Source organism: Fuscovulum sp. (assembly GCA_035192965.1).
In the GTDB taxonomy this organism is placed as follows: Bacteria; Pseudomonadota; Alphaproteobacteria; order Rhodobacterales; family Rhodobacteraceae; genus Paragemmobacter.
The window spans coordinates 4,116,092-4,128,887 of the sequence record CP136571.1 but is presented as its reverse complement, the minus strand read 5'-3'; the positions used below and the strand labels follow the sequence as shown (position 1 = coordinate 4,128,887).

16 protein-coding genes are annotated in these 12,796 nt (G+C 65.0%); 8 read left to right on the top strand and 8 right to left on the bottom strand.

Features of this window, described 5'->3' with window-relative positions:
• Position 1: 1 nt before the first annotated feature.
• A complete protein-coding gene (locus RSE12_20330; GenBank protein WRH62670.1) occupies positions 2-1,024 on the top strand; it encodes an aspartate-semialdehyde dehydrogenase in 1,023 nt (340 codons plus the stop codon).
• 55 nt (positions 1,025-1,079) lie between these two features.
• On the opposite strand, the gene RSE12_20325 is transcribed toward RSE12_20330, so the two are convergent.
• Complete coding sequence (locus RSE12_20325; GenBank protein WRH62669.1) at positions 1,080-1,751, bottom strand: DUF4386 family protein; 672 nt, start codon at positions 1,749-1,751, stop codon at positions 1,080-1,082.
• A gap of 94 nt (positions 1,752-1,845) precedes the next feature.
• Between RSE12_20325 and RSE12_20320 the strand changes: the two genes are divergently transcribed.
• The 3 genes from RSE12_20320 to RSE12_20310 all read left to right on the top strand — a co-directional run bounded on the left by RSE12_20320 (position 1,846) and on the right by RSE12_20310 (position 3,382).
• Positions 1,846-2,439 carry a helix-turn-helix domain-containing protein gene (locus RSE12_20320; protein WRH62668.1) on the top strand — a complete coding sequence of 198 codons (594 nt, stop codon included), beginning with the start codon at positions 1,846-1,848 and terminating at the stop codon, positions 2,437-2,439.
• 313 nt (positions 2,440-2,752) lie between these two features.
• Complete coding sequence (locus RSE12_20315) at positions 2,753-2,923, top strand: hypothetical protein (GenBank protein WRH62667.1); 171 nt, start codon at positions 2,753-2,755, stop codon at positions 2,921-2,923.
• A 276-nt stretch (positions 2,924-3,199) separates the two neighbouring features.
• Positions 3,200-3,382, top strand: a complete 183-nt coding sequence (locus RSE12_20310) for a hypothetical protein (GenBank protein WRH62666.1) — start codon at positions 3,200-3,202, stop codon at positions 3,380-3,382.
• A gap of 59 nt (positions 3,383-3,441) precedes the next feature.
• Here RSE12_20310 and RSE12_20305 read toward each other — a convergent pair whose 3' ends face one another.
• The 3 genes from RSE12_20305 to RSE12_20295 form a co-directional block, all read right to left on the bottom strand.
• A complete protein-coding gene (locus RSE12_20305) occupies positions 3,442-3,750 on the bottom strand; it encodes a DUF3240 family protein (protein WRH62665.1) in 309 nt (102 codons plus the stop codon).
• Position 3,751: 1 nt separating this feature from the next.
• The gene (locus tag RSE12_20300) at positions 3,752-4,732 is read right to left on the bottom strand and encodes a sodium-dependent bicarbonate transport family permease (protein WRH62664.1); all 981 of its coding nucleotides are present in this window, start codon (positions 4,730-4,732) and stop codon (positions 3,752-3,754) included.
• 162 nt (positions 4,733-4,894) lie between these two features.
• On the bottom strand, positions 4,895-5,542 hold the full coding sequence (locus RSE12_20295) for a carbonic anhydrase (protein ID WRH62663.1): 648 nt from the start codon (positions 5,540-5,542) through the stop codon (positions 4,895-4,897).
• A 107-nt stretch (positions 5,543-5,649) separates the two neighbouring features.
• Here RSE12_20295 and RSE12_20290 point away from each other — a divergent pair, with 107 nt between their 5' ends.
• The 4 genes from RSE12_20290 to RSE12_20275 all read left to right on the top strand — a co-directional run bounded on the left by RSE12_20290 (position 5,650) and on the right by RSE12_20275 (position 9,131).
• Positions 5,650-6,042 (top strand): hypothetical protein, encoded by a 393-nt coding sequence (locus RSE12_20290; GenBank protein WRH62662.1) that lies wholly within the window; start codon positions 5,650-5,652, stop codon positions 6,040-6,042.
• A 180-nt stretch (positions 6,043-6,222) separates the two neighbouring features.
• Complete coding sequence (locus RSE12_20285; protein WRH64885.1) at positions 6,223-7,608, top strand: leucyl aminopeptidase family protein; 1,386 nt, start codon at positions 6,223-6,225, stop codon at positions 7,606-7,608.
• Positions 7,608-8,426 (top strand): NlpC/P60 family protein, encoded by an 819-nt coding sequence (locus RSE12_20280; protein ID WRH62661.1) that lies wholly within the window; start codon positions 7,608-7,610, stop codon positions 8,424-8,426. Before RSE12_20285 ends, RSE12_20280 begins: the two co-directional genes overlap by 1 nt.
• Positions 8,427-8,483: 57 nt before the next feature.
• The gene (locus tag RSE12_20275) at positions 8,484-9,131 is read left to right on the top strand and encodes a TetR/AcrR family transcriptional regulator (GenBank protein WRH64884.1); all 648 of its coding nucleotides are present in this window, start codon (positions 8,484-8,486) and stop codon (positions 9,129-9,131) included.
• A gap of 9 nt (positions 9,132-9,140) precedes the next feature.
• Here RSE12_20275 and RSE12_20270 read toward each other — a convergent pair whose 3' ends face one another.
• The 4 genes from RSE12_20270 to RSE12_20255 form a co-directional block, all read right to left on the bottom strand.
• A complete protein-coding gene (locus tag RSE12_20270) occupies positions 9,141-9,821 on the bottom strand; it encodes an NYN domain-containing protein (GenBank protein WRH62660.1) in 681 nt (226 codons plus the stop codon).
• Positions 9,822-9,965: 144 nt separating this feature from the next.
• Positions 9,966-11,237 (bottom strand): folylpolyglutamate synthase/dihydrofolate synthase family protein, encoded by a 1,272-nt coding sequence (locus RSE12_20265; protein WRH62659.1) that lies wholly within the window; start codon positions 11,235-11,237, stop codon positions 9,966-9,968.
• A 19-nt stretch (positions 11,238-11,256) separates the two neighbouring features.
• The gene (accD, locus tag RSE12_20260; GenBank protein ID WRH62658.1) at positions 11,257-12,150 is read right to left on the bottom strand and encodes an acetyl-CoA carboxylase, carboxyltransferase subunit beta; all 894 of its coding nucleotides are present in this window, start codon (positions 12,148-12,150) and stop codon (positions 11,257-11,259) included.
• Between the two features lie 187 nt (positions 12,151-12,337).
• Positions 12,338-12,796 (bottom strand): GNAT family N-acetyltransferase, encoded by a 459-nt coding sequence (locus RSE12_20255; protein WRH62657.1) that lies wholly within the window; start codon positions 12,794-12,796, stop codon positions 12,338-12,340.

Sequence of the window (12,796 nt, the reverse complement as noted above, 5' to 3'; positions counted from 1 at the left end):
GATGGGCTACAAGGTCGTTGTCGTCGGTGCCACGGGCAACGTTGGCAAAGAAATGCTGAATATCCTCGCGGAACGCGAGTTTCCGGTCGATGCGATTGCGGCGCTGGCGTCGCGTAAATCGCTGGGGACGGAGGTCAGCTTTGGCGATCGAACTTTGAAGACCCTCGATCTGGATACCTTTGATTTCACCGGCTGGGATATTGCGCTGTTCGCCATCGGGTCGGACGCGACAAAGATCTATGCGCCGCGCGCGGCTTCGCAGGGCTGTGTGGTGATCGATAACTCGTCGCTGTATCGCTATGATCCGGATATTCCGCTGATCGTGCCGGAAGTGAATGCGGATGACGTCGTCCGCTACAAGAACAAGAACATCATCGCCAACCCGAACTGTTCTACCGCGCAGATGGTGGTGGCGCTGAAGCCGCTGCATGACCGCGCGCGGATCAAGCGGGTGGTGGTGGCGACCTATCAATCCGTGTCGGGCACCGGCAAGGAAGCGATGGACGAGCTGTGGAACCAGACCAAGGGCATCTTTGTGCCGGGTCAGGAAGTGGCGCCGAAGGTGTACCCCAAGCAGATCGCGTTCAACGTGATCCCGCAGATCGACGTGTTCCTCGATTCGGGGGATACCAAGGAAGAATGGAAGATGGTCGCCGAGACCAAGAAGATCCTTGATCCCAAGATCAAGGTGACGGCGACCTGCGTGCGGGTTCCGGTCTTCGTGGGCCATTCCGAAGCCATCAACATCGAGTTCGAGGATTTCCTCGACTGGGAAGAGGCAACCGACATTCTGCGCGAGGCACCCGGTGTGCTGGTGATCGACAAGCGCGAACCCGGTGGCTACATCACGCCGATCGAATGCGTGGGCGAATATGCGACCTATGTCAGCCGCATCCGGCAGGACAGCACGATCGAGAACGGGCTGAACCTGTGGTGCGTGTCCGACAACCTGCGCAAGGGCGCGGCGCTGAACGCGGTGCAGATCGCCGAAGTTCTGGGAAGCCGCTGCCTGAAGAAGGGCTGATCCGGGTTCCGAAATTTGGAGAGGGCCGCCCCGGATGGGGCGGCCCTTTTGCATTTCAGCGCCGGATGAGCGACGTCCCAGCAAGAATGAGCCAAAGCGTCAGGGCGAGGTAGCCCGCGATGGCTGCCAGCGCGAAGATTTCGCCCGACAGGCCCAAGGCGAGGGCCGGAGTTTCGAAGCTGCCCATGGTGATCAGCGCAGCGGTGAGCCCGCCAGCGATGGGAAGCGCGCGGTGACCTTCGCCCCGGTGGATGGCGGCCATCAGCCCCACATGCAGTGCGGTGGCAAGCTGGCCCAGATGTTCGCCGATAACCGCGCCGCCAAAGGCATGCAGGGCGGTGAAGGTGGTGGCTGCATCGGGCATTTCCGCAAGGGCGGGCATCACCAGCACCCAGCGTAAAAGCCCCATGGCTTGCAGAATGCCCGCGAAAGCGCCGGCAATGGCGGCGGCGATGGCCAGGGCCGGGGCGCGCTGCGCCCGGCCTTGGCCCAGCGCCTGCGCCATCGCGAGCGGGGCAAAGATCAATGCGCAGGCAGCAAAGGCATACCATGTGGCGATGAGGCCAGACCCACCTGCCGCAAGGGAAGCGAGGATGGTTTCAGGCGTTTCGCGCAGGATTGCCGGATAGTCGAACGTTGCGGCGAGACGTGCATAGGGAAGGTTGAAGGCAAGAGCGAGCGCGATAAGCGCCATACCGAGGGAGCGGTTGGGATTGACGGGGGGCATGGGGTTCTCCAATATGTCACTGAGTGGTGACATATGACCGCGATGTGAGTCGTGCAAGCAAAATGTCACTGATCGGGGACATCAGGGTGGGGCGATGGTGAAAGATCGGGAACTGACGGCTGCGCGACTGGTCGAGGCGGGGTTTGTCGTGCTGGGGGCAGAAGGTCTGGCCGGTTTCGGCGTTAATGCCGTTGCGCGGGCGGCGGGATGCGACAAGAAGCTGATCTATCGCTATTTCGATGGGCCTGAGGGATTGCTGGCCGCCATGGGGGCGTCATCGGGGCGTGCCATGGCAGAGGCGCTGGAAGCGGTTCCGGTCGATGGCGCGGGCTATGGCCATGGCGTGCTCAGGCTGCTGGAGGCGCTGGCGGCGCATCTGGCGGGTGATCCGGTGGCGCGTGAGGCGGCGCGTGTTGCGCTTGCGGCGCCCGAGGCGGAGGCGGCGCCGTTTCGGGCGGCGCGAGCAGCCGTGCTGCGCGACTGGTTCATTCAGGCCCGGCACCGCATGGGGATGGCGGCGCCGGAGGGTGTAGATGCGGCGGCGGTGAATGCGGTTCTGATCGCAGGGATCGAGGCGTTGGCCGTTGCGGGCGATTATGCCGGGATCCGCCTGGCCGAGCCGGAAGGGCGCGCGCGGGTAGAGACTGCCTTGGCACGGCTGGTGCAAGGGGCCTATGGGGGGCGGTAATGGCGCCGCGCTGATCTGGCAGTGCCGTGGCACGGCGGCGAATCGGCGGCTTTCGGGAGTTTGCATGTGACTGGAAGTCGCCAGGATATTGCCATGGAAAAGCCATGATGCCCGCCCCACGGCCATGGAATGGCCCCGATGACATATGCGTAAGGGTAGTGGACTTACTCGATAGGGGTGAGGTGACATAGCTGAACGGATGGCAGGCATCCGTTTGACAGCCTGCGATTGATCGGGACTGAATTGAGATTTTGCCGCGGATGCGTTCATTAACCTTTGTGTACGAGTAACGAAGTTCAGTGAGTTGTGTGCCATGTTCCAGATTCTGGGAGTGATGTTCCGTAAGTCTGCTGCGGAAAGCATCAAAACCGTATCGCCGCCCGCCTTGGGCCGCGCCGAGTTGCAAAATCTGTTTCGCGATGATTTTGCCGACCTCTCCGTCATCGAAAAACGCGTAAGGTGTCCGGCCTCTGCGGCGCAGTAACCGGTAGGGAATCGGTTGATTTGCCGTGGCGACAGGCGGGCGGATCCGGCCTGTCAAATGCCCGCGAAAAGCCAAGATCCCTGTGCCTTTGCCACGGTCCTGCCTGATCTTCCCGCACCAAGGGCCACCCGCGCCACACGATGGGGTGGGCGGGGCACAGACCAAGGTATTGGCTTCATCCCTGTGCGGTTCACAGAAATGCCCAAGTCAGGTTGAGGTTAACGCGCCGATGCCGTCTTTAAAGAATAGTTAAGTCGATCAGATGAGTGCTGAAAAATGATGAAGGTTCTTGCTGTGACCATGCTGAAAAAGACCGCTGAACCCACCGTGGTTACCGGGCCGCAGATTCTGGGCCGCGCGGAACTGGAGGATCTTTTTCAGGATGATTTCGCCGCCCATGCGATGCTGATCAAGTCGCGCAAAGCCGCACGAGCAGCACAGGGCCGTCTGGCCGCCTGAGGGTGGTCTGTCTGATGTTTGTTGCGCGGCCCTTTTGGCAGGTGGGGCCGCGGATGGTGTCAGAAACGTTCGGCGCGTAGGACCTGAGTGTCTGTTACGCTGACAACGCCGATATGGCGTTCAACCACGGTAAAGGCGGCGTCGAGCAGGGCGTCCAGCCGTTCGGGGCGGATGAGGCAGATCACAGCGACCATGCCCGCCCGGCCGACCTGACCTTCACGTGTCCAGCGGCCCGAGCGGCCCGATCCGCCAAGGACGGGCAGGACGGTGAAACCCGACACGCCCGCACGGGTGAGGGCGTCGGTCAGGCGGTTCTCCATCGGGGCTTCGATGATGATTTCCACGCGTTTGGCCTGATGGGTTTGCATGTCAGCCTCCGGAAAGGGCGGTGGCCACGGCGACATAGGCCGGGATGCCAAGGGTGAGGTTGAAGGGGAAGGTGATCCCCAGCGAGAGGGTCAGGTAGATCGACGGGTTCGCATCCGGCAGGGCCACGCGCATGGCGGCGGGCACGGCGATGTAGGAGGCGGAGGCGGCCAGCGTCATCATCAGCGCTGTGCCGCCCGGTGACAGCCCGAGGATCAGGCCAGCAGCAAGGCCCGTGGCGGCCCCGATGACGGGCATCAGAAGGCCGAAGGCCAACACGCCGGGGGTGAGGATGCCGCGCGCGCCGCGCAGGCCGCGCCCGGCCACAAGGCCCATGTCCAGCAAGAACAGGCAAAGCACGCCCTGGAAGGGCGAGACGATGAAGCTTTCGATGCGGGCCATGCCTTCGGCCCCGGTGATGAGCCCGATGGCGAAGGAGCCGACGAGAAGGACGATAGAGCCGTTGAGCAGAATCTCGCGCCACAGTTCTGCATCCATGCCTTCGCTTTTGCCGCCCGCGCGTGTGACGATGAAGAGGGCGGAGATGATGGCCGGGGCCTCCATCGCGGCGGCGACGGCGACCATGTAGCCTTCGGCCGCGATCCCTTGGGATTGCAGGACGGACGTGGCGGTGACGAAGGTCACGATGGAGATAGAGCCGTAATGCGCGGCGACGGCGGCGGCATCGGTGACCGACAGGCGGGTGAGCGCCTTGAGGAGCGCGAAGGCCGCGAAGGGCAGGGCGAAGGACAGGATCACCCCGGCCACGAGGGCGGCGAGGAGGTTGACGTCAAGCCCGTGATCGGCGACCGCGACGCCGCCTTTGAAGCCAATCGCAAAGAGAAGGTAGATCGACAGGGCTTTGGCGGCGGCTTCGGGGACCGAAAGTTCTGACCGGGCAAGTGCGGCGGCAAGGCCGAGGGCGAAGCACAGGATCATTGGCGTCAGCAGGTTCGCGCCTGCCAGCGTCAGGATGTCTTGCATGGATCGGCCCCCTGTTGGTTGGTCTGGAATATAGACGCGTTCACGGCGCTGTGAAGATGCTGCGCTGCGGAAAAGCAACAGGTGTTTATCGGGGGCGTGGCGCAGGTGGATGGGGAAGATTGGGTATTTGGGCCAAGGTGAATGGGCAGGTTCGGCTTTTTCCTAGACCGGGACGAAGCCCGCGCGGGTGGGATCGAACTGTTCGAGACCGCCTTCGCCTGTATCCGTCCACAGACCGTGCAGGGTGAGGCGGTCATCTTCGACGGCGGCGCGCACGAAGGGGAAGGTCATCAGGTTTTCGAGGCTGACAAGGACGGCTTCTTTTTCCAGCGCGCGGAGGGGGTCTTCGGGTCTGGTCAGGGTGACGCGTTCGTATCCGGGGCGGAGGATATCCATCCAGCGGCCGACGAAGGAGGATTTCATCTCAAGCTCCGGCGCGTGGCCGGAGCACATGTCATGGCAGCCCTTGACGCCGCCGCAGTTGGAATGGCCCAGCACGACGATATGCGCCACGCCCAGCGAGGTGACGGCGTATTCCACCGCCGCTGAGGTGCCGTGATATTCGCCATCCGGGTTGTAGGGCGGCACAAGGTTCGCGACGTTGCGGTGAATGAAGAACTCGCCTTCATCCGCGCCGAAGATCGAGGTGACATGAACACGCGAGTCGCAGCAGGAGATCACCATGGCGCGGGGATGCTGGCCGCTTTGCGCAAGGCGGCGGAACCAGGCCTTGTTGTCCTGATAGGTCGTGGCGCGCCAGCCATGAAAGCGGCTGATCAGATAGGCGGGAAGGGGCCGGGCCTGTTGCATGGGGCATCCCTTTTGCAGTGCTTCGAGCGGCCTTGGTAGGATGAAGTATAGGAAAATTCGAGTGTTTATTTCCTTGGACGGCAACCTTTCGTTCAATGGCATGAAACATGCTGTCCCCGGGTGTGATACGCGTGGGGGAAGTGATGACGAGCGGGGTGGTGACCTTGCATCCGCAAGAGCGGGTGGATGAGGATGAGGGGGCAATCCTGGCGATCTTTGATCGGCTGGGCCCTGATCCCGGGGCAAAACTGGTGACCCGGGCGGTGGGTGAACTGGCGATGGCGGTGACCGTGATGTGCGCGCAGGTGGATCGGCATGAGCTGGACAGCCTGCCACGGGCGTTGAAGCGGATGCAGGCGATGGCGGCTGGGGTTGGGCTGGTGAGCCTTGCGCAGGTGGCAGAGGATGCGCGCGAGGTGTTGCTGCGCGGGGACGCCACGGCCTTTGCCGCCGTCTGGGCGCGGCTGATGCGGGTGGCGGAACGGTCGCTGGTGCGCTGAGCGGGGCGTTGCGCGCCGTGGTGGCCTTGCCCTGCGGGGCGGGCGATGTGACCCCCCGTGCCTTTGCCCGATATGTGTGACGGGCTGTGACTGCCCTTGCGGGTGCGGGGCGGCGTTCTTAGGGTTCTGCGGGAAATCACCTGTGGAACCGATGCCATGACCGATGCCGTGCTGCCCTATCTGACGCCCGCTTTTGCCGATCCCGCCGCCGTGGCCTTGCCTTTGCACGTGGTGCCGTCTGACGGGATCGAGGCGATCAAGGCGCAGTTGGGGCCGGAGGCGGCGGGATGGCTGGCGGCAACCGGGTTCAAGGGGGAATTGGGCGAGGTGCGGCTGTTGCCCGCTGCGGGGGGCGGGTTGGCCGGGGCGGTGGCAGGCTATGGCACGGCCAAGGCGCGGCGGCGTATGCGGTTCGGGCTGGCCAAGGCGGTGGCGGGGCTGCCTGCGGGTGCATGGCGGATTGAGGGAGCCTTGAGTGTTGCCGAGCGGGAAGAAGCGGCGCTGGGCTGGGTTCTGACGCAATATCGTTTTGGCCGATATCGCGCGGCGAAGGCCGAGGCCGGGGCGCTGCTGGTTTGCCCGGACGGGGTGGATGCTGCGCGGGTGATCGCCATGGCGCGGGGCGAATTTCTGACGCGCGACCTGATCAACACGCCCGCGCAGGATATGGGGCCGGGGCAGCTTGAGACGGCCTTTGCTGCGCTGGGCGCGCGGTTTGGCGCGGCGGTTGCGGTGGTGCGGGGGGAGGACCTGCTGGAGCAGGGCTTTCCCATGGTGCATGCCGTGGGGCGGGCCAGCCCGCGCGTGCCGCGCATCATGGAGATGCGGTGGGGGGATGCGGGGCCTGCGCTGACGCTGGTGGGCAAGGGCGTGTGTTTCGATACCGGGGGGCTGAACCTGAAGCCGTCATCAGGGATGAACCTGATGAAGAAGGATATGGGGGGTGCCGCCACGGTGATGGGGCTGGCGCAGATGATCATGGAGCTGGGCCTGCCCGTTCGGCTGCGGGTGATCGTGCCAGCGGTGGAGAATGTGGTTTCGGGCAATGCGTTGAAGCCGAAGGATATTCTGACCAGCCGCAAGGGATTGACCGTGGAGGTGAATGACACCGATGCCGAAGGGCGGCTGGTGCTGGGCGATGCGCTGGCCTGGGCGGGGGAGGAGCCTTGCGATCTGCTGGTGTCGATGGCCACGCTGACCGGCGCGGCGCGGGTGGCGGTGGGGCCGGACCTTGCGCCGTATTACAGTGATGACGCGGGGGTTGTGGCGGCGTTGGAGGCCGGGGCCGTGGCGGGGTTTGATCCGGTCTGGCGGTTGCCATTCCATGATGCCTATGAGGCGGTGATCGAACCGGGGATTGCGGATCTGGACAATGCGCCGGGGTTTGGCTTTGCCGGGTCGATCACGGCGGCGCTGTTCCTGCGGCGGTTTGCGGAACACCCGCGCTATGTGCATTTCGACATTTACGGTCACACGCCGAGCGAAGCGCCGGGGCGGCCCAAGGGCGGGGTCGGGCAGGGTGCGCGGGCGCTGCTGTGCGGGTTGCCCGCGATGCTGGGGCTGTGATGGACCGGCGTTTGACGGCCTTTTCGGGGCGGGTGGCTTTGGAGGGTTTGCGCGGGCAGGTGGCGGCAGAGGTCTTTGTCGCGGGGGAGCGGGGCGCGGTGGCGGTGCCGCTGGCCGATCTGTGCGCAAGCCCGGGCGGGGCACGGGACCGACAGGTAAGCTTTGGCGCGGCGCTGCTGGTGGTGGAGCGGCGGGACGGGGGAGTGTTCGTGCAGATGGGCCGGGATGGCTATTGCGGGTGGCTGGAGGCGGGGGCGGTGGGGCCTGCGGTGGCAGCGACGCATTGGGTGGCGGCGGTGGGAACGCATCTTTACCCCGAGCCACGGGTGCAGGCGCGGGAACGCGCGGCGCTGCCTTTTGGCGCGCGGGTGGCGGTGCTGGAGGATGACGGGAAATGGGCGCGGGTGGCGGGGGGATATCTGCCATCAGTGCATCTGCGACCGGATGGGGAGTGGTTTGACGACCCGGTGACGGTGGCAGAGATGTTTCTGGGGACGCCCTATCTGTGGGGCGGCAACAGCCGGGACGGGATTGACTGTTCAGGGCTGGTGCAGGCGGCGTGGCTGGCCTGCGGGCGGGACTGTCCTGGGGATAGCGACATGCAGCAGGGGCTGGGTGTGGCTTTGGCGGAAGGCGCGGTGCTGCGACGGGGCGACCTGATCTTCTGGAAGGGGCATGTGGCGATCGTGGTGGATGGGGACCGGATGATCCATGCCAATGGCCACAGCATGGATGTACGCCATGAGGGGATACCGGCGGCCATCGCGCGCATCGCGGCGCAGGGGGGCGGCCCAGTGGTGGCGCGGCAGCGGGGGTGAGGCTTGCCGCTGGCGGCGGCGGCGGGCTATGGTCCGCGCCTGGGAAAGGTGGTCGGGATGGATGAGGCAGGCGAACAAGTCCGGGTGGAACCGGCGCGTGATGGGCTGATCCGGCGGGGGCGGAAGTTCGATCAGGTGCTTGCAGGCGCGCGCGAAGTGTTCCTGCGCGACGGGTTCGAGGGCGCGTCCGTCGATGACATCGCCCGCGAGGCGGGAGTGAGCAAGGCGACGCTGTACAGCTATTTCCCGGACAAGCGGCTGCTGTTTCAAGAGGTTGCGCGGGCCGAATGCCGCCGCGCGGCGGATGAGGCGGAGGCGCTGATCGATGATCAGGCCCCGGTGGCGGATGTTCTGCGGTTGGCGGGCGAGCGGATCGTGGGCTTTGCGCAATCGGATTTCGGGCAACGGATGTTTCGCATGTGCGTGGCCGAAAGCGACCGGTTCCCGGCGCTGGGGGCGGCGTTCTATGAAAGCGGGCCGCTCCTGATCCGGGAGCGGCTGGCGATCTATCTGGCCAAGGCAGTGGCGCGGGGGGAATTGCGGATCGACGATCTGAACCTCGCCGCTGACCAGTTTGCGCAACTGTGCAAGGCTGATCTGCATGACCGGGCCGTTTTCGGCATCGACGCCGCCCGCCAACCGCGCGAGGTGACGCGAGTGGTGGAGGGGGCAGTGGCGATGTTCATGGCGCGGTATGGAGTTTGAGGGGGGACGTCACTTCTTCAGGCGTACCCGAGCCAGTGGCCCCTTCGGATCGCAATGGAAATGCTCTGGGCGGGCGCGTAGCCAAGCACGCCAGTTCTTTTCGGGTTCCTGCGAAATTCTTACGCCCTGACGGTGCAGCAGGGGATTGAGCGCCTCGATCTTGATGCCATCCGGGCCGCCATGTCCTTTGATAGCGGCGCGGACCTTGGCAAGTAGCGTGCACGTGGCCGGATCCTCGGTCACGGGAGCGGCGGAATGGGGCGGCGCGGACTGTGTCGGTGGTGCAACGGGTTTGGGCGTGGGTGGCGGTGCCAGTGTCTTGACTTGGTTGGCGGTGCATCCCAAGCGGCGGAGGTGGCGGGTGAGCGGTTCGAAATCCCGGTCGTTCGATGCGATCAAGAAAGCGGTGGCAAGCCCGCGATAGGCGAGGTCGAGCGCCGCGATGCACAGTGACATGTCGGCGCTGTTCTTGCCGGGGCGGCCCTTGCAATGGGTCACGTCTATCCCGGTTTCTGAGGCCCAGTCAGGCCGGAGCGAGAGATCGCAGAAAAGCTGCGTCGATATCACCTCGCCGAGTTTCGCCGCTTCGGTAGAGATGTTGGTGCGGAACGATGCCGGGATATGGTCGCCGTCGATCAGCACGGCAACGCGAGTCAGGACCTGAGATGAGACCGGGGAAAAAGCAGTCATTCGAATAGTGCTCGCGTGGAAATGTCCTGCGAGCGTTGTCGAGGATTGGGGCGCAAGTTTGGCTGGGGTGGGGAGGGGCGATTTTTCTGCGAAAAATCGGGAGTGTTCGGGGAACACTCCTTGTCGGCTTTGCGGTGCGGCGGATCAGCCGTTTTCGCGCAGGATGTGCCCGGCGAGGTAGAGGGAGCCGCAGATCAGGACGCGGGCTTGGGGGGCGGTGGCGGTGATGGTGGTGAGGGCCTCGGCCACCGAGGGGGCGGTGGTGGCGTCGATGCCTGCGGTCAGGGCGGCGTCGCGTGTGGCCTCGGCCGGGAGGGTGTTCTTTTCGCCGGGGATGGAGACGGCGTGGAGGCGCGTGACCTGGGGCGCGAGGGGGCGCATGTAGCCCGTCACGTCCTTGGTGTTGAGCATCCCGCAGATCAGATGCGTGGGGCGGGCGGGCATGCGGGCCAGCGTGGCGGCGATGGCCTCACCCCCGGCGGGGTTGTGGCCGCCGTCGAGCCAAAGCTCGACCTGCGGGGCAAGGTCGATCAGCGGGCCGTGACGCAGGCGCTGCATCCGGGCGGGCCATTCGGCGCGGGTGACGGCGGCCTCACACGCGGCGGCGTCATAGCCCAGATGGCGCAGGGCGGTGATGGCGGCACCGGCGTTCTGGATCTGATGGGGGCCGGGCAGGTTGGGCAGGGGCAGATCAAGCAGGCCGGTTTCATCCTGATAGATCAGACGGCCGCGTTCTTCCCAGACATGCCAGTGTTGGCCGAAGGCCAGAATCGGCGCGCCGAGGCGGGCGGCGGTGGACTCAATCACTTCCAGCCCGTCAGGGTGCTGGGGGCCGACGATCACGGGGATGCCGCGCTTGATGATCCCGGCCTTTTCCGCGGCGATCTTGGCGATGGTGTCGCCGAGGAAGGATTCATGGTCCATCGAGACGGGCGTGATGATCGACAGGCGCGGGGTGATGACGTTGGTGGCATCAAGCCTGCCGCCGAGGCCGACTTCGAGAAGTGTCCAATCGGCCGGGGTGCGGGCGAAGGCAGCGAAGGCGGCGCAGGTTGTGATCTCAAAAAACGTGATCTCATCCGGGCCGTTCTTTGCGACGCATTCATCAAGCAGGGCGGTGAGGGCTGGTTCGCTGATCAACTGCCCGGCCAGCCGGATGCGTTCATGGAAGCGCGCGAGGTGGGGAGAGGTATAGGCGTGGACGCGTTGCCCGGCCTGTTCTAGCCCGGCGCGGATCATGGCTTGCGTGCTGCCCTTGCCGTTCGTGCCTGCGATATGGATCGCGGGGGGGATGGCGCGTTCGGGATTGCCCAGCAGACCCAAGAGACGGTGGACACGGTCCAGCGTGAGGTCGATGACCTTGGGGTGCAGGGTCATCATCCGGTCGAGCAGGGCGTCGGAGGTGAGGGCGGTCACGGGTTCAGGTCTTTGCGGATCAGGCTTCGACGGGCTGCGCGGTCAACTCGCCCTTGATGGCCGGGGGTTGGCCGGTCAGCAGGCGGATGATCGTGACCAGTTCTTCACGCAAGGCTTTGCGGTGGGTGACGCGGTCGAGCATCCCGTGATCGAGCAGGTATTCAGCGCGCTGGAACCCTTCGGGCAGCTTTTCGCGGATGGTCTGTTCGATCACGCGGGGGCCGGCAAAGCAGATCAGCGCGTTGGGTTCGGCCAGTTGCACATCGCCCAGCATCGCATAGGAGGCGGTGACGCCGCCCGTGGTGGGGTGGGTGAGGACAACGATATAGGGAAGGTGCGCCTCACGTAGCATCTGCACGGCGACGGTGGTGCGTGGCATCTGCATCAGGGACAGGATGCCTTCCTGCATGCGGGCGCCGCCTGCGGCGGAGAACAGCACGAGGGGGCGCTTGAGTTTCACCGCGCGTTCGGCTGCGGCGAGGATGGCATTGCCCACATACATACCCATGGAGCCGGCCATGAAGGAGAAATCCTGCGCGACGGCGACAATGGGGGTCTTGGCGATTTCGCCTTCGGCGACGAGCATCGCCTCTTTCTCTCCGGTCGCCTTTTGCGCGGCCTTGAGGCGTTCTGGGTATTTCTTTTGATCGCGGAAATGCAGCGGGTCGGTGACGGCGTCGGGGACCTTCACCTCGGTGAAGATGCCGCCGTCGAACAGGGCGGAGAAGCGGTCACGCGGGCTGATGGCCATGTGGTGATCGCAGGAGGTGCAGACGTTCAGGTTGGCGGCGAGTTCGCGGTGGAACAGCATCGTCCCGCATTCGGGGCATTTCGTCCAAAGATTTTCAGGCACTTCCCGGCGCGAGAAGAGCGAGTTGATCTTGGGGCGGACGTAGTTGGAAATCCAGTTCATGCGGGCGTGGCCTTTGCGGGTCGCGTCGGATGGCAGACAGATATGCCGGGGGGGTGGGAAATGCAATCGCCGGGCGGTGGGGAGCAGGTGGCGGTGGCGTGGTTTGGCCGGGGCGAGCCTGCGGCGTGGTGCGTGTGGCAGGGGTGGATTTGGGTATTTGGGCCAAGATGAAGCGGCAAGGACAGGGTCAGGTGGTGGGGAGGGAGTAGAGGATGAAAGGGGTACGGGGGGCGTAGCTGTCATAGAGCGTGCGGGCGGTGGTGTTGTCTTCGGCCGTGAGCCAACGGACATTGGGCAGGCCGTGGCTGCGGGCGAAGGCGAGGACATGGTCGATCAGGGCGCGGCCGGTGCCCCGGCCCCGGGCGGCGGGGGTGGTGAACAGGTCTGACAGGTAGCAGACCATGGAGCCACCGAGGGAGCGGTGCATGAGTTGGTATTGCACGAAACCGAGGGGGGTGCCGCTGTCATCAAGGGCGAGGTCGCACCAGAAGGGGTTGGTGGGATCGTGGATCCAGGACCAGACGGTATCGAGCGTCTGTGGGGTGAGGGGGGTGTTGTAGAAGGCGGCGTAACCTTCGAACAGCGGCTGCCAGAGGGCGCGGTCATCCGGGGTGGCGGGGCGGATATGTGACTGGATCGGGGGCAT

Excerpts from the sequence above, each read along its gene's own strand:
- RSE12_20290 (WRH62662.1), top strand. The coding sequence starts at position 5,650 with ATGCTGTCCCCGGGTGTGATACGCGTGGGGGAAGTGATGACGAGCGGG.
- RSE12_20300 (WRH62664.1), bottom strand. The coding sequence starts at position 4,732 with ATGCAAGACATCCTGACGCTGGCAGGCGCGAACCTGCTGACGCCAATG.
- RSE12_20280 (WRH62661.1), top strand. The coding sequence starts at position 7,608 with ATGGACCGGCGTTTGACGGCCTTTTCGGGGCGGGTGGCTTTGGAGGGT.
- RSE12_20315 (WRH62667.1), top strand. The coding sequence starts at position 2,753 with ATGTTCCAGATTCTGGGAGTGATGTTCCGTAAGTCTGCTGCGGAAAGC.
- RSE12_20295 (WRH62663.1), bottom strand. The coding sequence starts at position 5,542 with ATGCAACAGGCCCGGCCCCTTCCCGCCTATCTGATCAGCCGCTTTCAT.
- RSE12_20305 (WRH62665.1), bottom strand. The coding sequence starts at position 3,750 with ATGCAAACCCATCAGGCCAAACGCGTGGAAATCATCATCGAAGCCCCG.
- accD (WRH62658.1), bottom strand. The coding sequence starts at position 12,150 with ATGAACTGGATTTCCAACTACGTCCGCCCCAAGATCAACTCGCTCTTC.
- RSE12_20320 (WRH62668.1), top strand. The coding sequence starts at position 1,846 with ATGGTGAAAGATCGGGAACTGACGGCTGCGCGACTGGTCGAGGCGGGG.
- RSE12_20325 (WRH62669.1), bottom strand. The coding sequence starts at position 1,751 with ATGCCCCCCGTCAATCCCAACCGCTCCCTCGGTATGGCGCTTATCGCG.
- RSE12_20310 (WRH62666.1), top strand. The coding sequence starts at position 3,200 with ATGATGAAGGTTCTTGCTGTGACCATGCTGAAAAAGACCGCTGAACCC.
- RSE12_20270 (WRH62660.1), bottom strand. The coding sequence starts at position 9,821 with ATGACTGCTTTTTCCCCGGTCTCATCTCAGGTCCTGACTCGCGTTGCC.
- RSE12_20330 (WRH62670.1), top strand. The coding sequence starts at position 2 with ATGGGCTACAAGGTCGTTGTCGTCGGTGCCACGGGCAACGTTGGCAAA.
- RSE12_20275 (WRH64884.1), top strand. The coding sequence starts at position 8,484 with ATGGATGAGGCAGGCGAACAAGTCCGGGTGGAACCGGCGCGTGATGGG.
- RSE12_20255 (WRH62657.1), bottom strand. The coding sequence starts at position 12,796 with ATGCCCCCGATCCAGTCACATATCCGCCCCGCCACCCCGGATGACCGC.